Origin of the sequence: Streptosporangium brasiliense (genome assembly GCF_030811595.1) — a bacterium.
GTDB classification, from domain to species: Bacteria; Actinomycetota; Actinomycetes; order Streptosporangiales; family Streptosporangiaceae; genus Streptosporangium; species Streptosporangium brasiliense.
Window position 1 is genome coordinate 169,053 of the sequence record NZ_JAUSRB010000001.1, and the last position, 21,574, is coordinate 190,626.

General features: G+C 70.5%; 19 protein-coding genes. 12 read left to right on the top strand and 7 right to left on the bottom strand.

Annotated elements, in window-relative coordinates; translation table 11 throughout:
• The first annotated feature begins 154 nt into the window (after positions 1 to 154).
• Positions 155 to 547, top strand: coding sequence for a DUF742 domain-containing protein (locus tag J2S55_RS00785; protein ID WP_306858534.1), 393 nt, complete (start codon positions 155 to 157; stop codon positions 545 to 547).
• Between the two features lie 6 nt (positions 548 to 553).
• On the opposite strand, the gene J2S55_RS00790 is transcribed toward J2S55_RS00785, so the two are convergent.
• Both J2S55_RS00790 and J2S55_RS00795 read right to left on the bottom strand, forming a co-directional pair.
• Positions 554 to 1,543 (bottom strand): SIS domain-containing protein, encoded by a 990-nt coding sequence (locus tag J2S55_RS00790; protein ID WP_306856566.1) that lies wholly within the window; start codon positions 1,541 to 1,543, stop codon positions 554 to 556.
• A 155-nt stretch (positions 1,544 to 1,698) separates the two neighbouring features.
• Positions 1,699 to 2,637 carry a hypothetical protein gene (locus tag J2S55_RS00795; protein ID WP_306856567.1) on the bottom strand — a complete coding sequence of 313 codons (939 nt, stop codon included), beginning with the start codon at positions 2,635 to 2,637 and terminating at the stop codon, positions 1,699 to 1,701.
• Between the two features lie 362 nt (positions 2,638 to 2,999).
• Between J2S55_RS00795 and J2S55_RS00800 the strand changes: the two genes are divergently transcribed.
• From J2S55_RS00800 to J2S55_RS48200, 4 genes are read left to right on the top strand one after another with little or no spacing between them, the layout of a single operon-like run.
• On the top strand, positions 3,000 to 4,127 hold the full coding sequence (locus tag J2S55_RS00800) for a polyamine ABC transporter substrate-binding protein (protein WP_306856568.1): 1,128 nt from the start codon (positions 3,000 to 3,002) through the stop codon (positions 4,125 to 4,127).
• Entirely contained in the window at positions 4,124 to 4,999 is an 876-nt protein-coding gene (locus tag J2S55_RS00805) for an ABC transporter permease (protein ID WP_306856570.1), read from the top strand. Before J2S55_RS00800 ends, J2S55_RS00805 begins: the two co-directional genes overlap by 4 nt.
• On the top strand, positions 4,992 to 5,765 hold the full coding sequence (locus J2S55_RS00810) for an ABC transporter permease (protein WP_306856571.1): 774 nt from the start codon (positions 4,992 to 4,994) through the stop codon (positions 5,763 to 5,765). Before J2S55_RS00805 ends, J2S55_RS00810 begins: the two co-directional genes overlap by 8 nt.
• Positions 5,765 to 7,387 carry a polyamine ABC transporter ATP-binding protein gene (locus tag J2S55_RS48200; RefSeq protein ID WP_370879583.1) on the top strand — a complete coding sequence of 541 codons (1,623 nt, stop codon included), beginning with the start codon at positions 5,765 to 5,767 and terminating at the stop codon, positions 7,385 to 7,387. Before J2S55_RS00810 ends, J2S55_RS48200 begins: the two co-directional genes overlap by 1 nt.
• Here the strand turns inward: J2S55_RS48200 and J2S55_RS00825 are convergent.
• A complete protein-coding gene (locus J2S55_RS00825) occupies positions 7,381 to 7,989 on the bottom strand; it encodes a TetR/AcrR family transcriptional regulator (protein WP_306856573.1) in 609 nt (202 codons plus the stop codon). The two genes, J2S55_RS48200 and J2S55_RS00825, sit on opposite strands and share 7 nt — an antisense overlap.
• A gap of 123 nt (positions 7,990 to 8,112) precedes the next feature.
• Here J2S55_RS00825 and J2S55_RS00830 point away from each other — a divergent pair, with 123 nt between their 5' ends.
• The 6 genes from J2S55_RS00830 (at position 8,113) to J2S55_RS00855 (ending at position 15,214) form a co-directional block, all read left to right on the top strand.
• Positions 8,113 to 9,387, top strand: coding sequence for a glycosyltransferase (locus tag J2S55_RS00830; RefSeq protein ID WP_306856574.1), 1,275 nt, complete (start codon positions 8,113 to 8,115; stop codon positions 9,385 to 9,387).
• A gap of 34 nt (positions 9,388 to 9,421) precedes the next feature.
• On the top strand, positions 9,422 to 10,828 hold the full coding sequence (locus J2S55_RS00835; RefSeq protein ID WP_306856575.1) for an aminobutyraldehyde dehydrogenase: 1,407 nt from the start codon (positions 9,422 to 9,424) through the stop codon (positions 10,826 to 10,828).
• 195 nt (positions 10,829 to 11,023) lie between these two features.
• On the top strand, positions 11,024 to 13,837 hold the full coding sequence (locus tag J2S55_RS00840) for a sensor histidine kinase (RefSeq protein ID WP_306856576.1): 2,814 nt from the start codon (positions 11,024 to 11,026) through the stop codon (positions 13,835 to 13,837).
• Entirely contained in the window at positions 13,834 to 14,256 is a 423-nt protein-coding gene (locus J2S55_RS00845; protein WP_012888544.1) for a roadblock/LC7 domain-containing protein, read from the top strand. The genes J2S55_RS00840 and J2S55_RS00845 overlap by 4 nt, the downstream gene beginning before the upstream one ends.
• Positions 14,257 to 14,385: 129 nt before the next feature.
• Positions 14,386 to 14,667, top strand: a complete 282-nt coding sequence (locus tag J2S55_RS00850) for a DUF742 domain-containing protein (protein WP_031158898.1) — start codon at positions 14,386 to 14,388, stop codon at positions 14,665 to 14,667.
• A gap of 7 nt (positions 14,668 to 14,674) precedes the next feature.
• Positions 14,675 to 15,214, top strand: coding sequence for a GTP-binding protein (locus J2S55_RS00855; RefSeq protein ID WP_012888545.1), 540 nt, complete (start codon positions 14,675 to 14,677; stop codon positions 15,212 to 15,214).
• Positions 15,215 to 15,333: 119 nt separating this feature from the next.
• Here the strand turns inward: J2S55_RS00855 and J2S55_RS00860 are convergent, their stop codons facing one another.
• The 3 genes from J2S55_RS00860 to J2S55_RS00870 are packed head-to-tail and all read right to left on the bottom strand — an operon-like array spanning position 15,334 to position 17,912.
• Positions 15,334 to 16,128: an ABC transporter permease gene (locus J2S55_RS00860; RefSeq protein ID WP_306856580.1), complete on the bottom strand. Its 795-nt coding sequence runs from the start codon at positions 16,126 to 16,128 to the stop codon at positions 15,334 to 15,336.
• Positions 16,125 to 16,895 (bottom strand): ABC transporter permease, encoded by a 771-nt coding sequence (locus J2S55_RS00865; RefSeq protein WP_306856581.1) that lies wholly within the window; start codon positions 16,893 to 16,895, stop codon positions 16,125 to 16,127. Before J2S55_RS00865 ends, J2S55_RS00860 begins: the two co-directional genes overlap by 4 nt.
• A 48-nt stretch (positions 16,896 to 16,943) precedes the next feature.
• Entirely contained in the window at positions 16,944 to 17,912 is a 969-nt protein-coding gene (locus J2S55_RS00870; protein ID WP_306856582.1) for an ABC transporter substrate-binding protein, read from the bottom strand.
• Positions 17,913 to 18,183: 271 nt separating this feature from the next.
• On the opposite strand from J2S55_RS00870, the gene J2S55_RS00875 reads away from it, so the two are divergent.
• Complete coding sequence (locus J2S55_RS00875; RefSeq protein WP_306856583.1) at positions 18,184 to 19,431, top strand: flavin-dependent oxidoreductase; 1,248 nt, start codon at positions 18,184 to 18,186, stop codon at positions 19,429 to 19,431.
• A 33-nt stretch (positions 19,432 to 19,464) separates the two neighbouring features.
• On the opposite strand, the gene J2S55_RS00880 is transcribed toward J2S55_RS00875, so the two are convergent.
• A complete protein-coding gene (locus tag J2S55_RS00880; protein WP_306856584.1) occupies positions 19,465 to 21,573 on the bottom strand; it encodes a methyltransferase in 2,109 nt (702 codons plus the stop codon).
• Between the last annotated feature and the right edge of the window lies 1 nt (position 21,574).

Consider the following 21,574-nt stretch of genomic DNA (forward strand, 5'->3'; position numbering starts at 1 on the left):
CGGACAGGGAGCGGGACCGGGACCGGGATCGGGAGACGGCTACGGCCCGGCGCCGGGCGGATCCCCCGACTACGGCCCACCGCGAGGGGAACCACCCCGGTACGGCGGGCCGCCCGGCCATGGGGCGCCGCAGGGGGCGCCGCCCGGGTACGGCCTGCCGTACGGGGAGCCCTCCGGTTACGGGCCGTCGCCGTACGGTGAGCCGCCCGAGGAGGAGAGCTCGCTGGTCCGGATGTACGCCGTCACCGGCGGCCGGACCGCCCCGCGGACACAGCTCGCCATGGAGGCCCTGGTCTCCTCCGCCACCTCCGCCCAGCTCGGCCTGTCCTACATCCGCGAATACCGCGACATCAGCGAGCTCTGCCGGCAGATCCGCTCCGTCGCCGAGATCTCCGCCCTCCTCGGCATCCCCCTCGGCGTGGCCCGCGTCCTGGTCGCGGACATGGAGGCCGAGGGCCTGGTCCGGGTCCACCATCCCCGGATCGACAAGGACGGCCCCGGCCTCCAACTGCTGGAACGCGTCCTCAGCGGTCTGCACCGCCTGTGAGCGCGCTCAGTGCTGGGCCAGCCACCAGTGGGCGGCGACGAGCTCGGCCACCAGGGTCTCGGTGAGCAGGGCGACGTCGGGGTCGTCGTCGTGGAGATAGCGGACGGCGGCCCTGGCGTCGGGGTGCTCGCCGCCGACGGTGAGCACGGTGGAGCCGCGCTGGCGGATCCAGTCCATGGCCTGGTCGTCGTAGCGGGACCCGGGGAACAGGATGGCGCGGTAGTCGAGAGTCTTGGTCAGGTAGACGTCCACGTGGGACCAGTCGCCGGTCTCGCAGGCGTCGGCGGCGCGGCGGGGGCCCTCACGGAACATCAGGGCGGACTGCTCGGCCGAGGACAGGCGCTCGGCGGGGGCGATCGTGTAGACCCCGGCCGGGCCGTCGAGCAGGGTCATCGCCGGGTCCAGCCACCTGCCCCGGCGCTCCAGCAGGTCGGCGGTGGCCTCGGCCGAGCGGCGGAGCAGGCCGGGTACGTCCAGGGCGGTGCCGGAGCCGGCGGAGGTGGCGCGGCCCGGGGCGGTGAGGCGGTTCTGCAGGGCCAGGAGCAGGCCGAGGGTGTGCTGGAAGGTCCGGCAGGACACGCCGCCGCGCTCCTCGCCCGCCGCCATCGGCACCACCAGGTCGGCGCCCTCGGTGATCGCCGAGCCGGACCGGTTGGTCAGTGCCAGCACGTAGGAGCGGCCCCGGTGGCGGGCGACCGCGTCGAGGGTCTCCCGGCTGCCACCGGTGGCGGAGACGGCGACGGCCAGGGTGTCCGGACCCGGCGGGTAGGAGACGGAGGCCGAGGCGTACTCGGCCACCGCGTCGACGCCCGCCGCCCGAAGGCGCAGCGCGGCGACCCCGGCGGCGTATCGGGAGCTGCCCATGCCGAGGAAGACCACCCGCCGGATCCCGGCCGGGATCCCGTCGAACGGGTCGCCGGCCTCCAGGGCGCTCGCCAGACCGGCCAGCGCGGCGGGCTTGGCCTCCAGATCGGCGAGGTACAGCTCGGGGTTCACATTCTCTCCTTGGGTTCAGTCGGCGGCACGGGGACCGGCCTTGGGTTCAGTCGGTGGCACGGCTCCGCTCCGGGGCGGTACCGGGTCCGGCCCCGGAGGGCCGGCGCGGTCACGGCCGCCGGGGGACGGGGCCGGTCACGGGTGGTGCCAGGCGGTCACGGATACCAGGACCGCAGGACGCCCATGGGGGCGTAGCGCCAGCGGGGCAGGTGGCGGGCGGCGTAGATGAGCTCCCTGCACTCCTGCTCGATCTCGAACGGGCGCAGCAGGGAACGGTCCAGCAGGGTGGCGTGGCCGCGTCCGGCGAGGCGGGCGAGGTAGGCGGACTCCAGGGCGGCGCGGGCGGCGGTGGCCCACGCGGAGATCACCAGCGGGTGGGCGTCGCGGCGCCTGACGGCGACCTGCCCGACGTGTTCGAGGCTGGTGATCAGCTGGGCGAGGTCGCGGGCGGCGGGCTGGTAGGGGTCGGCGCCGGTGACCGTCGGGTTGCCGTCGAAGTCGATCACCGCGTAGCCGTCCCGCCAGCGGAGCATCTGCCCCACGTGCAGGTCGCCGTGGATGCGGATCAGCGGGGTGGCGTCCGCCCAGGCCAGGGGGGCGAGCTCGGCGCGGAGGGCGTCGGCGTGGGCCGCGAGCCACTCGCCGTCCTCGCCGTCGGTCAGCGCGAGCGCCTCCTCCAGGGCCTGCCCGGCACGGGCCGACCAGGCGCCCGTCCCCTCCTGCGGGGCGGCGGGCTCGTGCCGTACGGGGTCGGGGAAGGTCGTCGACGGGGTGGCCATCGCGGCGTGCAGGTCGGCGGCCAGCGCGCCCAGGTCGGCGGCGAAGTCCGTGCCGCCGGCGACGGCCTCGTCCACGCACCACTCCCAGCCGTCCCGGGCGTCGGGCAGATAGGCGGTGACCAGGGCGAGCAGCAGCTCACCGCCGTCGTCGCCGCGGCGGGACACGGCGGCGTACGGCGTGGCGGTGGCGGTGAAGCCGACCGAGGTCAGGTGGGCGAACATGTCCGGGGTCGGCTGGGGGAGCGGAGCCGGCGGGGTGAGCCACTTGACGACCACGCTCTCGCCGACGACCACCGAGTGGTTGGTCTGGTCCACGTCGAAGCCCCGTTCGGGGGTCCCAGAGGAGCCATCGACCGGTAACAGTTGAACATCGGTTGAAAAACATGGTGTCGCCGGACCGGGTAGCGGATGGAATCGGCGGACGGTGAACGGTGCGGAGACATCGCAGCTCAGAGCGGCGATCAGCGCGCTGCTCCGCCCGTCGCCGGCACGGGGCACGGTGTCGAGCTGATCCCATATTGAAGGTGGATTCAACAGACAGACCAAACTTCCCTGGGGTGATGTCCGGCAAAGTCTTGCCCAAGTTATTCTTGGCTGCAACACTCCTGCTTTGGTCTGCCGTGTCCGTAACGGCCGGTCTACCCTAATTACACTTGAAATTTGAAGGAGTAGCGGTCGTGTCCCGTGCCCGGTACACCCGTCGTCTTCCGGCCGCCGCCCTGGTCGCCGGTCTCGCTCTCGCCGTCTCGGCCTGCGGCGGAGGGTCCACGGACAGTGCCGCCGCGCCCGCCGCGAGCGCCTCGTCCGCCCAGCTCGACCCGAACATGGACCTGTCCAAGCAGAGCATCACCATTTCGGTCTGGCCGGGCTACACCCCTGAAGACCTTCCCAAGAGGGTCAAGGACAAACTCAAGACCGATCTCAAGGTCACGCTGCACGACACCAACGAGATCATCATGGGCAAGCTGACCGCCGGCGCCGACACCGGCCTCGACGTGGCCTTCGTCTCCGGCCAGTATGCCCAGGCCCTCAACGAGGCCGGCCTGCTGGAGCCGATCCACCCCGAGCTCATCCCCAACCTGGCCAACCTCTACCCCGAGGCCAAGGAGCTCTCCTACGACAAGGGCAACGTCTTCTCCGTCCCCTACACCTGGGGCACCACCGGCATCTGCTACCGCAGCGACCTGGTGAAGACCGAGCCGACGAGCTGGAACGACATCCTCAACCCGCCGGACGAGGCCAAGAAGAAGGTCACCATGATGACCACCGAGCGCTGGCTGGCCCTGCCCGCCGTCAAGGCGCTCGGCCTGTCGGTCAACACCAAGAGCGACGAGGACCTGGCCAAGGTCAAGGCGAAGCTGCTGGAGGCCAAGCCCAACCTGCTCCGCTACGACGACGTCGACTTCGGCAAGCGCCTCACGAGCGGCGAGGCCGTGATGGTCGAGGCGTGGGACGGCTGGTGCCCGACCAGCGAGAAGAACATCAAGTTCGTGGTGCCGAAGGAGGGCAGCGACCTCTGGGTGGACACGATGGTCGTGCTGAAGAGCTCCAAGAACAAGGAAGCCGCGCACGCGTTCATCAACTTCATCCTGGACCCGGAGATCCACGGCTGGGCCGCGGAGAACATCCTCTACAAGGTCCCGAACAAGGCCGCCATGGACAAGCTGCCCAAGGACCTCGTGGAGAAGAACGTGCCGCTCCAGATGACCCCGTCGCAGCTGCTGGCCGGTGAGTCGATCATCGACCTGGGCGAGGACTCCACCAAGTTCACCCGTCTGGCCACCGAGGTTCAGGCAGCGAAGTGACAAGCTCTACCGTCTCCGGCGCGACCGCGAAGTCGCGGTCGCGCCGGTCGCGTGTGCTCGGAAGGCTGGTCTTCCTCAGCCCTGGCCTGACCTATCTGATCATCCTCATGCTGATCCCGCTGGCGCTGGTGATCAGCTACGCGTTCTTCCGCAGGGGACGTTTCGGCGGCGTCATCTACGAGCTGACCGGGGAGAACTTCACCCGGCTGCTCGATCCGATCTACCTCGACGTCGTGCTCGACTCGCTGAAGCTGGCCACGGCCGCCACGGTGATCGCCCTGCTGGTCGGCTACCCCACGGCCTACGTGATCGCCCAGCTCCCCGCGAAGTGGAAGACGGTCGCGCTGGTCGCGATCGTGCTGCCCTTCTGGACGAACTTCCTGGTCCGCATCTACGCCTGGATCGTTCTCCTCAGCGGCCCCGGGCTGGTCAACACCGCGCTGGGCAAGCTCGGCCTGGGCCCGTTCGAGTTCCTGTACAACCAGGGCACGATCGTCACCGGCCTCATCTACTCCTACCTGCCGCTCATGGTGCTCCCGCTCTACGCGGCGATCGAGAAGCTGGACCCGCAGCTCCGCGAGGCCTCGGCCAACCTCGGCGCCAGGCCGGCCCGCACCTTCGCCTCGGTGACGCTGCCGCTGACCCTGCCGGGCGTGGTCACCGGGTGCATGTTCGTCTTCGTGCCGAGCTTCGGCAACTTCGTCATCCCCGAGCTGCTCGGCGGCGGCCGCTCGATCATGGTCGGGAACCTGATCCGGGACCAGTTCCTCAAGGCGCGCGACTGGCCGTTCGGCTCCGCCCTCACGCTTGCCCTCCTCGCCGTCCTGATCGTCCTGCTGCTCCTGCAGGCCTGGAGTTCCCGCCGTGCGTAGACCGCGTCTGCTGTACGTCCCTTTCTGGGTGACCTACATATTCCTGTACGCGCCCATCGTGGTGCTCGTCGTCATGTCGTTCAACGCCGGCAAGTCGCCCTACACCTTCGAGGGCCTGAGCCTGAAGTGGTACGGCAAGCTCGCCGGGAACGAGACCGTCCGTGAGGGCCTGGTCAACACCCTGATCGTGGCCGCCGGGTCCACGGCGCTCGCCACCGTGCTCGGTACCCTGCTGGCGGTGGGCCTGGCCCGTCACACCAGGTCGCGGCTGCTGGACGGGCTCGGCGTGCTGCCGGCCGTACTGCCCGACCTGGTGCTGGCCATCGGCCTGCTGGTGCTCTACGCCATGATCAAGATGACCCTCGGCCTGCACTCGGTGCTGCTGGCCCACACGGTGTTCGGCATGGCCTTCGTGACCGCGGTGGTCCGCACCAGGCTCACCCACGCCGACACCTCCCTGGAGGAGGCGTCCAGGGACCTCGGCGCGACGCCGCTGACGACGTTCGTCCGCGTCACGCTGCCCCAGCTCATGCCCGGCATCGCGGCGGGGGCCCTGCTGGCGTTCACGCTCTCCATCGACGAGTTCGTGATCGCCTTCTTCACCGCGGCGCCGACCACCCCCACCTTGCCCATCGTCATCTACTCAATGGTCCGCTTCGGGGTCACCCCGGAGATCAACGCGCTGGCGACCCTGCTGCTGGCCGTGAGCTTCACCGTGGTGATCGTGGCCCAGCGGATGACCCGACTGACGGAGTCGCTGTCCTAATGCTGCAGATCACAGGTGTCAGCCGCCGGTTCGGCGACGTCACGGCGCTGTCGGAGATCTCCCTGGAGATCCGGCAGGGGGAGTTCTTCGCGCTGCTGGGCCCCAGCGGCTGCGGCAAGACCACGCTCCTGCGGATCCTGGCGGGCTTCGAGTCCCCCGACTCGGGCACCGTCACGCTCGACGGCGCCGACCTGCTCAGCCAGGCCGCGCACCGCCGCCCGGTCAACCTCATGTTCCAGTCCTACGCGCTGTTCCCGCACATGAGCGTGGCCAAGAACATCGCCTACGGCCTGGAGCGGGAGAAGCTGCCCAAGGCCGAGATCCGCGAGCGGGTGGAGGAGGTCCTGGAGAAGGTCGGCCTGAGCGCGATGGCCAAGCGCAGACCGCAGCAGCTCTCCGGCGGCCAGCGGCAGCGTGTCGCGCTGGCCCGCGCGATCGTGAAGCGGCCGCGGCTGCTGCTGCTGGACGAGCCGCTGTCCGCGCTGGACAAGAAGGTCCGCGCCGAGATGCAGCTTGAGCTCAAGCGGCTCCAGCACGAGGTCGGCATCACCTTCGTCGTGGTCACCCACGACCAGGAGGAGGCCATGTCGCTGGCCGACCGGATCGCGGTCTTCAGCGCGGGCAAGGTGGAGCAGGTGGACGCGCCGGTGACGCTGTACGAGCGGCCCCGCACGCCGTTCGTCGCCGACTTCGTGGGCGCCAACAACCTCTTCGAGGGCAAGGCGTGCGCGGACGGCCTGTCCAGCGACGCGCTCGGCGTCCTGCCCGGCCTGTCCGACCTGGAGGAGGGCGCGCCGGCGCTGCTCGCCGTACGGCCGGAGCGGCTCAGGCTGGTCAGCTGGACCCCGGCGGACACCGAGGACGAGACGGCCGAGGAGACGGTCGCCGAGGACGCGACACCGGAGGGTGAGAGCGTCGAAGAGACGGCGGCCGGGGCCGAGGGCGCCGACGGCACCGAGGACGCCGACGACACCGAGGGCGCAGAAGGCGACGAGGGCGCCGAAGCCGCCGAAGACGCGGAGGGCACCCAGGACGCGGCGGGTGACGAGAGCGCCGAGAGCAGCGAGGACGCTGAAGGCGTTGAGAGCGCTGAGGACGTCAAGGACGCCGAGAGCGCCGAGGACGTCAAGGACGCGGACGCTGAGACTGCTGAGGACACCGAGGCCGCCGAGGGCACCCAGGACGCGGCGGACGCTGAAGGCGTTGGGAGTGCTGAGGGCGCCGAGGCCGCCGAGGACGCGGCGGATGCTGAAGATGTTGAGAGTGCTGAGGACGTCAAGGACGCTGAGGACGTCGAGGACGCTGGAGGCGTTGAGAGCGCTGAGGAAGCGGCGGACGCGGACGCCGAAGACCCTGAAGGCGCTGAAGACGCTGAAGACGCTGAAGGCGTCGAGGACGCTGGAGGCGCCGAGGCGGCCGTGAGCCCGGTGGCGGGGGAGGGCGTGCTGCGGGGGAAGGTCGCGGACGTCAGCTTCTACGGCGGCATCTCACACGTCTCGGTCCAGGTGGACGGTCGCCCGACGCCGGTCCTGGTGGCCACGCAAGGGGCCACCCAGGTCCAGGCGGGCTCCTCGGTCGCCCTCACCTGGGCGGCCGAGGATGGGGTGCTGATCCCTCAATGAGACGTCTTGAGCGGGTTGTTCGTGACGGTCCTGGCGTAGGAAAGGATCAGTTCCGCCGCCTCCTGCGGGCCGATCACCGGGTGGCGGGCCGTTATGCGGTAACCGTACGCATCTTCGAGCGCGACGAGGTTGCGCGCGATGACGAGGGAGTCGCCGGACAGCGTGAAGGTCCCCAGGGCGGCCCCGGTCTCCAGGACGCTCTGATACATGGAGACCTGGCGGTCGTAGAGCGTGGTGAGCAGCAGGGCGTACATCCTGTTGCGGGCGGCGGCCCCGCCGAGTTCGTTGAGCAGCCGCACGTCCGGGTCGTCCGGCCCGTGCGGCAGGCCCGAGCGGACGACGACGATGAGCTTGTCGGCGGGGTCGCGCATGCCGCTGATCCGCTTGAGACGCTGCTCATAGAAACGTTCCATCCCGGCGTGATGGGCGTCCACCAGCAGCTCGCTCAAGTTGGGGTAGTGGTAGAGAACCGCTCCGGAGGTCAGACCGGCCTCCTCGGCGACGTGGTTGAGGTGCACTCCCTCAGTGCCGTGCCGGATGATCGCCCGGTGTGCGGCTGCAATGAGATCCAGGCGACGATCCGCCCGGCTCTTGCGCGTCATAATCCCCCACTCGTTGAAAACCACGCTCTGTGCCGGGGTCCATAGTGACCGCTTTCCGGCGGTTTAGCTAGCTCTAAGAATTGAACCATTCTTCAAAGCCAGAATTTCCTCTCACTTGGAGGCATGATGTCTCTCACGATCCTGTTCATGCCGGAGAGCGCCTACGGGCCGACGAACAACTGCATCGGCATCGGCGACATTCTTCGCAAGCGCGGTCACCGGGTCGTCTTCGCAGCTGAAGCCTCCTGGAAGGGCAAATTGGAGGCTCTCGGATTTGAGGAGGACCTGGTCGATCTCGCGCCGCCGTCGGAAGAGGAGCAGGACCCGGGGCAGTTCTGGAAGGACTTCATCCGGGACACCGCGCCGGAATATCGCAAGTCGACCTCGGATCAGCTTGAGACGGTGACCAAGCCGATCTGGGAGGCGCTCGTCGACGGCGTGAAGTACTGCGAGCCTCAGCTGAAGGCGATTATCGAGCGGGTCCAGCCGGATGTGATCGTCGAGGACAACGTCATCACCTTCCCGGCACTGCTCACGGCCGGCAAGCCGTTCGTCCGCATCGTCTCCTGCAACCCGCTGGAGGTGCGCGGCGAGGGCGTCGCGCCGGTCTTCTCCGGCCTGCCGGCCGACGACCGGTCCGAGTGGGAGCCCTTCCGCGCCGAGTACGACCGGACCCACCGCGAGCTCTGGACCGCCTTCAACGAGTGGGTCGTCGCCCAGGGCGCCCGGCCGCTGCCGGAGCTGGACTTCATCCACGAGGGCGACCTGAACCTCTACGTCTTCCCGGAGATCGCCGACTACACCGACGCCCGGCCGCTGGGCGAGTCCTGGCACCGCCTGGACTCCTCGGTCCGCGAGACCGACGGCGGCTTCGAGCTGCCCGCGTCGCTGGCCGGGCGGGACGGCGCGCTGGTCTACTTCTCGCTCGGCTCGCTCGGCTCGGCGGACGTCGCGCTGATGCAGCGGGTCATCGACGTGCTGGGCACCACCCCCCACCGCTTCATCGTCTCCAAGGGCCCGCTGCACGAGGAGATCAAGCTCGCCGACAACATGTGGGGCGCCGAGTTCGTCCCGCAGACGAAGATCATCCCCATGGCGGACCTGGTCATCACGCACGGCGGCAACAACACCACCACCGAGGCGCTGCACTTCGGCAAGCCGATGATCCTGCTGCCCCTGTTCTGGGACCAGTACGACAACGCGCAGCGGATCCACGAGCTCGGCTACGGCGTCCGCCTGGGCACCTACACCTTCACCGACGAGGAGCTGACCGGCGCCCTGGACAGGCTGCTCGGCGACGGCGAACTCCGCGAGCGCCTGGCGGCGGCCGGTGAGGAGATCCGCCGCCGCGACGGCCTGCGCAAGGCCGCCGACCTGATCGAGCAGGCCGGCGCCTGAAAGCTCTGAGCACCACCATTACGAGGGAAGTTCCATGGGCAAGTTGATCAACCCGGCAGACGGCCAGCTCCTCAGGGAGGTGGCCGACACCCCGGTCCCCGAGGTCGCGGCCGCCGTACGGCGGGCGCGCGCGGCGTACGAGGAATGGAGCAGGGCCACCCCGGCCGAGCGGGCCAAGGTGATGCTGCGCTTCGCCGACCTCGTCGAGGCCGACGCCGAGGAGCTGACCCGGCTGGAGGTCGCCGAGACCGGCAAGCCGGCGGCGGTGTTCCGCGACGGCGAGCTGCCGTTCGCGGCCGACAACCTCCGCTTCTTCGCCGGGGCGGCCCGCTCGCTGGAGGGCACCGGGGCCGGCGTGCTCAGCTCCGGCTACACCTCGGTGCTGGTCCGCCGCCCGGTCGGGGTCGTCGGGTCGATCGCCCCGTGGAACTTCCCGCTCGTGATGGCCATCTGGAAGATCGGCCCCGCCCTCGCCGCGGGCAACGCGGTGGTCATCAAGCCCGCCCCGCAGACGCCGGGCACCACGCTCCGGCTGGCCGAGCTGTTCGCCGGGGCGGGGGCGCCCGAGGGCCTGCTCCAGGTCGTCCTCGGCGACGCCGAGGTGGGTGAGGCTCTGGTCACCGATCCGGGTGTGGACATGGTGAGCGTGACCGGCTCCACCGAGACCGGCCGCGCCGTCATGCGCGGGGCCGCGGGGTCGCTGAAGCGGGTCCACCTGGAGCTCGGCGGCAAGGCGCCGGCGCTGGTGTTCGGCGACGCGGACCTGGCCGAGATGGCCAGGGGAGTGGCCATGGGCGCCACCTACAACACCGGCCAGGACTGCACGGCCGCGACCCGCGTCTACATCGCCCGGGAGGTGTACGGCGAGGCGGTCGAGGCGCTGCGCGAGACTCTGGCGAAGATCAAGGCGGGGGACCCCTGGGACGAGGCGACCGACATCGGTCCGCTGATCTCCGCCGGGCACCGGGCCCGCGTGCACGGGTTCGTCGAGCGCGCCGTCGCCGCGGGCGCCTCGCTCCTGTGCGGCGGCGCCCCCCTGGACGGCCCCGGCTTCCACTACCCGCCCACGCTGATCTCCGGCGCCCGCCAGGACAGCGAGATCGTCCAGGGTGAGCTTTTCGGGCCGGTGTTGGTGGCTCTGCCGTTCGACGGTGAGGACGAGGCGGTACGGCTGGCCAACGACACCCCCTACGGTCTGGCCTCCTCGGTCTGGTCCAGCGACGTGGCCCGGGCGCTGCGCGTCTCGCACCGCCTCGACGTGGGCGTGACCTGGGTCAACGACCATCTGCCGATCGCCTCCGAGGCGCCGCACGGTGGGGTCAAGGGCAGCGGATTCGGCAAGGACATGAGCCAGGAGGCGGTCCAGGAGTACTCCGTGACGCGCCATCTGATGATCAAACACCAGGCTCCCGAGGCGCGAGACTCCTTCCGGCCGGCCTGAAATTCTGCGCCGTATATCCCTTTTGTGGGGATTTGTCGACACTTACTCCATTCGAAGTGACATAAAGGATGTGCTCAAATTGCTTTCGCCGCATCCGCACCCGGCGAGGGGTTACGTAGGCCAGTGATGACACAAGACCGCCGGAGCCACCGCGCGTCAGGGGTGGGCAGCCGACTACTGCCGTCGAACTGGCGCGTGCGTCCCCGACTGGTCGCGCTGATCCTGCTCCCGACCGCGGCAGCTGTGGCGCTGACCGGACTCCAGCTCACCAGCTCGCTGGCCAGCGCCGGCGAGTATCGCAGGATGAGCGAGATCGCCTCGCTCGTCGAGCAGCTCGGCACGCTCTCCCACGAGATGGCCGAGGAGCGTGACCTCACCGCCTGGTACATCGCCGACAGGCGCCGTCCCGCCCGGCTCACCAAGGTCAAGCAGCAGCGTGAAGTGGTCGACCAGGTCAGCGCGCAGGTGCAGAAGTCGATCGAGGGCCTCGACCGCGGGGAGGCGGCCCGGGTCGTCATCGAGACCTCCCAGGTGAACCGCTGGCTGAAGGGTCTGCCCGGTCTGCGCAGGCCCATGGAGCAGGGGGTGCTCCCGCGTGCGGCCCTCAGCATCTACTCGCGGATGATCGCCGACTTCATCACCCTCCACGACGACCTCGGTCGCAGCGGCGGTGACGAGCGTCTCATCGGTGACGCGCTCGCGCTGGGCGCGCTGAGCCGGGCCAAGGAGCAGGTCGCCAGGCAGCGCGGCATCCTCCTCGTCGGCCTGCAGGAGCGCAAGTTCGACTTCGACGACCCCGCCGAGTTCCTGGGCGCCTACAAGAGCCAGCTCAGCGAGCTGTCCGCCTTCCAGGCGACCGCCTCCCCGAACGACATCAAGCGCTTCCGGGAAGCGGTCAGCGGCCAGCGGATCGACCGGGCCGACGCCACGCGCGCCCTGGTCATGTCCCGCATGCGAGAGTTCCTCCCCCTGCCCCCCATGGGGATCCGGGGGATCAACAACTGGTACATCACCTCCTCGGCGACGGTGGACGGCATGCGGACCGTCGAGCGCGGCCTGTCCGCCGCGGTCGTCGCCCGCAGCCAGGAGATGGAGAGCAACGAGCAGCGCAGCGCCATCATCTCCGGTGCCGCGATCGTCGTCCTGCTGATCCTGATCCTGCTGATCACCGCCTGGGTGGCCGGCACGCTCGTCCGGCCGCTGCGCAGGCTGCGCAGCGAGGCGCTCGAAGTGGCCGACACCCGGCTGCCCGAGACCGTCCGCGTGCTGCGGGAGTCCGGGGACCTCGCGCCCAACGTCGAGGTGCCCTCCATCGGGGTGCTCTCCCGCGACGAGATCGGGGAAGTGGCCCGGGCCTTCGACGAGGTTCACCGCGAGGCCATCCGGCTGGCGGGCGACGAGGCCCGGCTGCGGAACAACGTCAACGCGATGTTCGTCAACCTCTCCCGGCGCACCCAGTCGCTCGTGGAACGCCAGATCGACCTCATCGACGACCTGGAGCAGGGCGAGCAGGACGACAACCGGCTGGCCAGCCTCTTCAAGCTGGACCACCTGGCCACCCGCATGCGCCGTAACTCCGAGAACCTCCTGGTCCTCGCGGGCCAGGAGCAGAGCCGCCGCTGGAGCGAGCCGGTCCCGCTGAGCGACGTCGTCCGCGCCTCGCTGTCGGAGGTCGAGAACTACGAGCGGGTGTCCCTCCGGGTGGAGTCCGGCACCTCGATCATCGGCTCGGCCGTCAACGACATCGTCCACCTGATCGCCGAGCTGGTCGAGAACGCCATCTTCTTCTCGCCGCAGGACACCAAGATCACGGTGAGCAGCAACGGCAATGAGACGGGCGCCATCATCCTGGCGGTCACCGACGTGGGCATCGGCATGAGCGACGAGGAACTGGCCGAGGCCAACCGCCGTCTGGCCGAGCCCCCGGCCGTGGACCTGTCGGTCTCCCGTCGGATGGGCCTGTTCGTGGTCGGCCGCCTGGCCATGCGCCACGGCATCCGGGTCCAGCTCCGCCGTCCGGAGGTCGGTGGCCTCAGCGCCGTCGTCCTGCTCCCCGTGCAGGTGGTGGCCCAGTCCGGGATGCCGGAGCTGGCCATGGCCGGTCAGAGCATGTCGTCCCTGTCGTCGTTCGGCAGCATCTCCAACTCCGACCCGTTCGCGGCCGGGCCGAACCCCGACCCGTTCGGCACCGCCCCGGCACGCGGGCCGGCCGACCGGACACCCGCGGCCCCGGCGGCCGCCGCCCCGCCGTCCCCGGCTCCGGCGGCCGACATCTGGTCGGCGCCGGTGATGTCCGCCTCCGCGGTGGAGGACCTGTGGTCGTCGCCCTTCACGTCGGTCTCGCCGCCGCCCCCGGCCGCGCCGCCGACCCGGGCGCCGCAGCCGCCGGCCTCGGCCTCGCAGCCGTCGTTCCCGCCGTCCTGGCCGGAGATGCCGCCGGTCGACCCGTGGACGCCGCCGCAGCAGGAAGCGGCCGACAGCACCCAGAACCTTCCCGCGGTCGAGGTGTCGGCGACGGAGTCGGAGGATTTCCTGCCGATCTTCGCGGCGGTGGGATCGGACTGGTTCCGCAGCAGCTCCTCCACCGAGCTCGAACCCGAGCCCGAGGTCGGGTCCGAGGCGGAGCGGCCCGTGCCCAGGCCTCGGCCGCTGGAGCAGCCGGCCCAGGAGGCCGCCCAGCCGCTGCCGGTCCGCCAGCCCAGGCAGAGCATGCAGTCCGGTGAGAGGCAGCCGTGGAGCACCCCCTCCGACCAAGGCTGGGCCGCGGCCGAGGTGGCCAAGAAGCCCGTGGAGGGCGGCACGACCGGCGCCGGTCTGCCCAAGCGGGTGCCCAAGGCGAACCTCGTCCCCGGATCCGCCTCCGCGGCGCCGGCGACGCCGCCACCGCCGATGCCCCCGATCTCGGCGGAACGAGTGCGCAGTCGTCTGTCCAGTTTCCAGCAAGGCGTACGGCAGGGCCGCGCTGAGATGAGCGAGCGGTCCAACGCCGTCGAGGGAGAGAAGCAGTGAACCACCAACTCAGTCAGGCCGCACGTGGCTTCAATTGGCTGATCACCGAGTTCGTCAAGGAGATGCCGGGAGTCGCCCACGCGGTGATCGTCTCTGCGGACGGTCTTCCACTGGCCTACTCCCAGGGCTTTCCGAAGGACCGCGCCGACCAACTCGCCGCGATCACGGCCGGCCTGATCAGCCTGACCCAGGGGGCCTCCCGGGTGTTCGAGGGCGGCCCCGTCGCCCAGACCGTGATCGAGATGCAGCGGGGTCTCCTGCTGACCATGTCGATCAGTGATGGTTCCGCGCTCGCCGTACTGGCCTCGCCGGACTGTGACATGGGCCTGGTGGCCTACCAGATGACACTGCTGGCAGAGCGGGCCGGCCAGGCGCTCACGCCCGCGCTCCGGGCCGAGCTGCAGTCGGCTCAGCGATAGGGAGGTGATATGGACGCACCAGGTTGGCGTGGTCCGGGGGAGGAAACCCCGAACACGTCTCAGGCCAAGAGCGGGCGAGATCGTCTGATCCGCCCGTACGCTGTGACCGGGGGAAGGACCGCCCCTCGGATGCAGCTCGCACTCGAGGCGCTGGTCTCCTCGGCAACGTTCGTGAGCGTGGATACGGGCACGCTCTCCACGGAGTATCAGGCGATCATCTCGCTGTCCCAGCAGGTGCGCTCGGTGGCGGAGCTCTCAGCTCTGCTGCGGATGCCGCTGGGCGTGACCCGGGTCCTGATCGCGGACATGGCGGCCGAGGGCCTGGTGCAGATCCACCAGCCGTCACTGGATGCCGGAAAGCCGGATCTCAACTTGCTTGAAAGGGTGCTCAGTGGGCTTCGCAGGCTCTGACGCCGGAATGACGTCGACGAAGATCGTTGTCGCCGGAGGATTCGGTGTCGGCAAGACGACCTTCGTCGGCGCGGTCTCCGAGATCATGCCGTTGACCACGGAAGCGGTCATGACGGAGGCCAGTGCGGAGGTCGACGACCTCTCGCACATCCCGACCAAGCGGACCACCACGGTGGCCATGGACTTCGGTCGGGTCTCGCTGGACCGGGATCTGATCCTGTACCTGTTCGGTACGCCGGGTCAGCACCGGTTCTGGTTCATGTGGGACGACCTCGTGAAGGGCGCGATCGGCGCGATCGTGCTGGTCGACACCCGGCGGCTGGCCGACAGCTTCCCGGCGATCGACTACTTCGAGGAGGCCGGGCTGCCCTTCGTGGTGGCGCTCAACGGCTTCGGCGGCTCGCACATCCACGGTGAGGAGGAGGTGCGGGAGGCTCTGACGATCTCCCCGCACATCCCCGTCGTCCGGACCGACGCCCGGTCCCGCGACGCCGTGAAGTCGACCTTGATCACCTTGGTCGAGCACGTCCTCACGCTCCGGGTCTGAGACCGTGGCGTGGGGCCCGCCACCAGGCGGCCCCACGCCACGCCCGTACGCCACGCCCGTACGCCACGCCCGTACGCCACGCCCGTACGCCACGGCCCCGCGCCGCGCCTCCGGGCGGGTCAGCCCCGGGCCGGATGCCAGGCGAGCACGCGCCGCTCCACCCGGAGGAAGGCCGTGTTGAGGCCGTAGCCCAGCAGGCCGATCAGGGTGATGGCCGACCACATCGACGGGATGTCCAGCTCGCTCTGGGCGACCAGCATCCGGTAGCCGATGCCCTCGGTGCTGCCGACCAGCTCGGAGACGATCATCATGATCAGGGCGAGCGAGACGCTGAGCCGAAGGCCCGCGAATATCTTCGGGGCGGCGGCCGGGAGGATCACCAGCAGCAGCCGCCGGCCCCGGTCCAGCCCGAAGACCTGGGCGGCCTCCAGATACCCGCGGTCCACGTGGCGGGCGCCGTCCGCCGAGTTGATCAGCACCGGCCACATGACGCCGAACACGATCGCGGCCACCTGCATCGGGGCCCCCACGCCGAACAGCAGCAGGAAGATCGGCAGCAGGGTGGGCGGGGGGACGGACCGGCCGAGCTGGATCAGCGGGCCGGCGTACTCCGACAGGCGCACCGAGCGGCCGACGGCCACCCCGGCGACGACTCCGGCCAGGCACGCGGCGCCCCAGCCGAGCGCCAGCCGGCCCAGACTGGGCAGCACGTTGCCGAGCGCGTCGTCGGTCAGGAAGAGCCGGGTGGCCGGCCCGGACAGCCACATCTCGTGCAGCCGGGTCACGATCACCGAGGGCGGCGGGAAGTAGACCGCCCCGGCCCACCGGGTCAGCAGCTCCCAGGCCACGAGCGCGACGGGCACGATCCACGACCGGATCAGCAGGCCCCTCACCCGGATCAGCAGGCCCCTCACCGGACCTCCCCGGCCCCGGCGCGACGCCAGCCGAACAGCCGGTGCTCGGCGGCGACCAGCAGCGCGTTGAGGGCCAGGCCGATGACCCCGGTCCAGACGACGGCGGCGAGCATCACGTCCCGCCGGTTCCCGGCCGCCGCGTCGCTGAGGAAGGTACCGATCCCGGTGCCTCCCGCGACGAGCTCCACGCTCACCGCCACGATCAGGGCGACCGAGGCCGCGATCCGCACGCCCGTGACGACGAACGGGGCCGCGCTGGGCAGCGAGACCCGGAGCACGACGGCCAGCGGGCCGAAGCCGAAGCTCCGCAGGGTGTCCTTGGCCAGCGGGTCCACCTCCCGCAGGCCGTACACCGTGTTGATCAGCAGCGGCCAGGACGCGGTGAACACGATGAGCGCGACCTTGGCCTGCGCGCCGTCGGCGAACAGGAACAGGGCCAGCGGGATCAGCGCCACCGAGGGGATCGGCCGGAGGAACTCGATCAGCGGGCGCAGCGCGCCCTCGACCGCGGGGACCGTCCCCAGCAGCAGCCCGGCCGGTACGGCCGCCGCCACCGCGAGCAGCAGCCCGCCACCACAGGCCAGGAGGGTGTGGCCCGCGGCGGCCAGGAAGTCCGGGTCGGCCGCGAGCCCGGCCGCCCTGGCCGTCACGGTGGAGGCGAGCGGCAGCAGCAGCGGGTCGATCAGCCCGGTGCGGCCGAGCGTCTCCAGCACGGCGAGGAGGGCGGCGACGCCGGTGACGCCGCGGCGGGCCGTCCGCAGGTTCAACGGTCACGCCCCTCGGGGCGCGGGCACGTCGTCATCCGGGCGCGGCCGTCACCCCGCCACGAGGGCGGTGGCGTCGATCTTGGTCTTGGTCAGCCCGAACTCGGACATGAGGTCGGCCACCCGCTGGACCCGCGCGGCGTCGAGCGAGGTGCTGAAGGTGCCCAGGGTCATCTCCGCCGCCACGTCGGCCGGGATCCGGGTGTAGGCCGGGATCACCCTGTTCAGTTCGGTCCGGTCGGAGGCGGCCAGCTTCTGTGCCCTGCCCAGGGCGCGCTGGAAGGCGGCGGCGGTCTTCGGGTGCTTGGCCGTCCAGTCGGCGCTCGCCGCCCAGCCGTCCAGGGGGAGTCCCTCGGTCGGGCCGGTGAGGGTGTCGACCAGGACGCGGGCCGACAGCTCCTTCTTGGCCGCCGAGATGTAGGGCTCGGTCATCCAGGCCGCGTCCACCCGGCCCGCCCGCAGCGCCGCGAGCTGCTCGGCGAAGGGCACCGGCACGAAGCTGACGTCCGCGGGGGCGAGCCCGGCGGCCTTCAGATGGGCGCTGGTGGTCACCTCGCCGAGCGCCTTCACCACGTTCACGGCGATCTTCTTGCCCTTGAGGTCACCGGTCTTCTTCAGCGGCGAGTCGCCGGTGACCAGTACGCCGTTGACGCCCGGTGCCCCCTGCTGGGACTCCACCAGCATCTTGAGCTTGGCCACCCCGGAGTCCTGGATGGCGATCAGGGAGACGTAGCTGGTCAGGAAGGTGTCGATGGAGCCGTTGAGGATCTTCGGCATGACGGCCTGGGGCGCCTGGATGGTCTCCGTCCTGACCTTCAGACCCTCCTGCTCGAAGAAGCCCTTCTCCATCGCGATGAACAGCGGCGCGGCCGAGGGGACGGGCACCACTCCGACGGTGATCTCCGTCTTCTCCGGCCCGTCGCCGGTCGCGGGCCGGGCGGCGCCGGTGTCCGCACCGCCGCACGCGCTGAGCGCCAGCGCGGCCACCACGGCGGCCAGGCAAGCGTTTCTGATTCTCATGAACTCCCCCTTTGAATGGATTGATGAATTTCATGAGTGGAATCGGAACGGGCCTGCGCGCCTAATGGTCCCCCGTCTCCGCGATCTTTGAAGCGACAGCGACTCTAGCGGAGGGAATTCGGCTCGGCCATGCCGTTCCCGCCATGGTGCTCCAGATGAACGCCGGCCGGAATTAACTATTAAGGCGTGGCATAAGTCCATGAGTTATGATCTTGCGCGGAGATCGGTCCGGTGAAATCCCGGCCGGGACGAGGACCGGAACGAGGAGCGGATGCGCGTATTGGTCATCGGAGGCGGGATCGGCGGCCTCACCGCCGCGCTCAGCCTCCACGCCGCGGGAATCGAATGCGTGGTCGCGGAGTCGGCCGCGGAATTGCGCCCACTGGGCGTGGGCATCAATATCCAGCCCCACGCCGTCAGGGAGCTCACCGAACTCGGGCTGGGCGAGGAACTGGCGGCGATCGGCGTCCCGACCAGTTTTCAGACCTACACCGACCGTTTCGGCGGCACGATTCTGTCGCTGCCCAGGGGGAGGGCCGCCGGCTACCGCTGGCCGCAGTACTCCGTCCACCGGGGTGTGCTGCAGATGTCGCTGCTCGACGCGGTGCGCCGCAGGCTCGGCGCCGGGGCGGTCCGGACCGGCCTGACCTTCCAGGACGTCACCGAGGGGCCGGACGGGATCACCGCGTCGCTGCTGGAGACGGGCACCGGACGGCACGTCGACGTGGCCGCCGACGTGCTGGTGGGCGCCGACGGCGTCCACTCGGCCGTGCGGGCCCGGCTCCACCCGCACGACGGGCCGCTGCTGTGGGGCGGTGTCCGGATGTGGCGGGGGATCACCGAGGGGCGGCCGTTCCTGGACGGCGCCACGGTGGCCGTCGCCGGGTCCAACCTGTCGTGCAAGTTCGTGGCCTATCCCGTCTCGCCGGACCGGACCCAGGTCAACTGGGTGGCGGAGGTGAAGGTGGCCGAGGGCGGGCCGGTCCCGGTCGCCGACTGGTCGCGGGAGGGCCGGCTGCAGGACGTGCTGCCGCACTTCGCGGACTGGCGGTTCCCCTGGCTGGACGTGCCGGAGCTGCTCACCGGGGCCGGGCGGATCCTGGAGTACCCCATGGTGGACAAGGACCCGCTCCGGTCGTGGGGCCGGGGCCGGACGACCCTGCTCGGTGACGCGGCCCACCCCATGTATCCGGTCGGGTCCAACGGCGGCTCGCAGGCCGTGCTCGACGCCCGGGTGCTGGCCCGCTCCCTCGCCCGGTCCGGCCCGGTCGAGGGTCTGGCCGCCTACGAGGAGGAGAGGAGGGCGGCCACCACCCCGCTCGTCCTGGCCAACCGGGAGATGCCGATGGAGCGGACCCTCGCGATGGTGGCCGAGCGGGCGCCGCTGGGCTTCGGCGACATCTCGGAGGTGCTCACCCCCCAGGAGCTGGCCGAGATGGCCGCCGACCAGGGCCGGATCACCGACATGGACGTCAGGTTCCTCAACGAGCGGCCCTCCTGGAACGCCGACGGCCGGTGACGCGGATCCCCGCGCCACCGGCCGTCGCGCCGCTCAGACCGGCCGGGCCTCGACGATGCCGGCCCCGCCCGGCAGCTCGACCTGGCGGCTGAAGCGGAAACCGGCCCTGCTCAGCAGCTCGCCGTACTCGGACGTGCTGCGCTCCAGGCCCTCGCCGAACAGGGCGAGCATCCGCATGTCCACGTCCTTGCTGATGTGGGCGCGGTCGTCGTCCGGCACCACGAACTCCACCAGGAGCAGCCGGCCGTCGTCGGCGATGACGTCGCGGATGTTGCGCAGGATCCGCACGGCGTCCTCGTCGGACCAGTTGTGGATCACGCTGCCCAGCATGTAGGCGTCCGCCCCGGCGGGCACCGAGGAGAAAAAGTCACCACTGAGGTATTTGCACCGATCTTCAAGACCGGCCTCGGCGAAAAACTCCCGTGCGCCCGGGATCACTTGTTCCAGATCGAACAGTACGCCCTGGATGTCTGAATTGGCCTTCAGGACGGCAGCCAGGATGTGCCCCTTGCCTCCGGCCACATCCACCAAAGTGCGCACGCCGGAGAAGTCGTAGCGGGCGGCCACGGCCTCGGCGAACGGCTGGGCCCTGGCCACCATGTAGTCGTCGAACAGGCGCCCGGCCTCCGGGTTGTCCTTGAGGTATCCGTAGAGGGGGCCGTGCCGCTCGATGAAGGCCGACCTGCCGGTGCGCACCGTCTGGGCGACCGTGCCCATGCCGTACCAGAAGCCCTCCTGGGCGATCATCCGTACGGCGGGGCGCAGCGTGTCGGGCGCGTCCTCGCGGAGCGTGGCGCCCGCCTCTGTCAGCTCGTAGACTCCGGGCGTCGTCGTCGCCACGATGCCCATGGAGGCGAGCTGGCGGAGCACCCGGCCGAGCCCGGACGGGTCCGCCCCGCACCGGGCCGCGAGCTCCTTGACGCTCAGCGGCCCGTCCTTCAGGTGATCGGCGCAGCCCAGCTCGGCCATCGTGGCCAGGGCCGCGAAGCGGGAGACCCCGCCGATCGCATCCCAGACCGGTGCCTGTGGGTCGCTCATTGACACTCCTGTTCCTTCGTCGGGAGTTCCCTGTCGGGAGGCGGAGGCCGGCTCCTGGGAGGCGGGCGCCTTCGCCCCGGGGGCCGGGGCCGTGTCTTCGGAGGTGGGGGCCGCCTCGTCGTCGGAGGGGGCGGCTTCGTCGTCGGAGGTCGCCTCGTCGTCAGAGGCGGGGGCCGCCTCGTCGTCGGAGGTCGTCTCGTCGTTGGAGGCGAGGGTCGCTTCGTCGTCGGAGGTCGTCTCGTTATCGGGGGCCGTGTCTTCGGAGGCTGAGGTCGTCTCGTCGTCGGGGGCCGTGTTTCCGGAGGTGAGGGCCGCCTCGTCGTCGGAGGCGGGGGCCGCCCCGCTCCGCATGCCGCGGACCAGGCGGCCGACCTCGGCGCGCAGGTGCACGAAGTCGGGGTGCTCCCGCGTGGTGATCTGGTCGCGCGGGCCGGGCAGGTCCACGCGTAGGTCGCCGACGATCCCGGCCGGGGACTTCGACAGCACCACGACACGGTCGCCGACGTAGACGCTCTCGTCGATGTCGTGGGTGATGAGCACGATGGTCATGTTGTGGTGGCTGCGGACCTGCAGGGTCAGGTCCTCCAGCTCCTCGCGGGTCTGGGCGTCGACCGAGCCGAAAGGCTCGTCCATCAGCAGCAGGGTGGGGCGGTAGGCCAGGGCCCGGGCGATGGAGACCCGCTGCTGCATGCCCCCGGACAGCTGCCACGGGTATTTGGCCGCGGCGCCCTCCAGGCCGACCTGCTCCAGCGCCTCCAGCGCGGCCGCCCTGCGCTGCTTCTTGTCCATCCCCTTGCGCCGCAGGGGGAGGGAGACGTTGTCGGTCACCGACATCCAGGGGAACAGGGAGCGGCTGTAGTCCTGGAAGACCACGGCCAGGTTGTCCGGTGTCCGCTCGACGGGGGAGCCGTTGAGCACGACCTGCCCGCCGGTGGGCCGCAGCAGCCCGGCGATGGAGCGCAGCAGCGTGGACTTGCCACACCCCGAGGGGCCGACGATGCACACCAGCTCGCCCTCGGCGACCGTCAGGTCGATGCCGCCCAGCGCGGTGTGGGCGCCCGGCCCGCTGCCGTAGGTGTGGGACAGGTTGGAGATCTCAAGCACA

Excerpts from the sequence above, each read along its gene's own strand:
- J2S55_RS00835 (WP_306856575.1), top strand. The coding sequence starts at position 9,422 with ATGGGCAAGTTGATCAACCCGGCAGACGGCCAGCTCCTCAGGGAGGTG.
- J2S55_RS00830 (WP_306856574.1), top strand. The coding sequence starts at position 8,113 with ATGATGTCTCTCACGATCCTGTTCATGCCGGAGAGCGCCTACGGGCCG.
- J2S55_RS48200 (WP_370879583.1), top strand. The coding sequence starts at position 5,765 with ATGCTGCAGATCACAGGTGTCAGCCGCCGGTTCGGCGACGTCACGGCG.
- J2S55_RS00875 (WP_306856583.1), top strand. The coding sequence starts at position 18,184 with ATGCGCGTATTGGTCATCGGAGGCGGGATCGGCGGCCTCACCGCCGCG.
- J2S55_RS00855 (WP_012888545.1), top strand. The coding sequence starts at position 14,675 with ATGACGTCGACGAAGATCGTTGTCGCCGGAGGATTCGGTGTCGGCAAG.
- J2S55_RS00870 (WP_306856582.1), bottom strand. The coding sequence starts at position 17,912 with ATGAGAATCAGAAACGCTTGCCTGGCCGCCGTGGTGGCCGCGCTGGCG.
- J2S55_RS00850 (WP_031158898.1), top strand. The coding sequence starts at position 14,386 with ATGCAGCTCGCACTCGAGGCGCTGGTCTCCTCGGCAACGTTCGTGAGC.
- J2S55_RS00825 (WP_306856573.1), bottom strand. The coding sequence starts at position 7,989 with ATGACGCGCAAGAGCCGGGCGGATCGTCGCCTGGATCTCATTGCAGCC.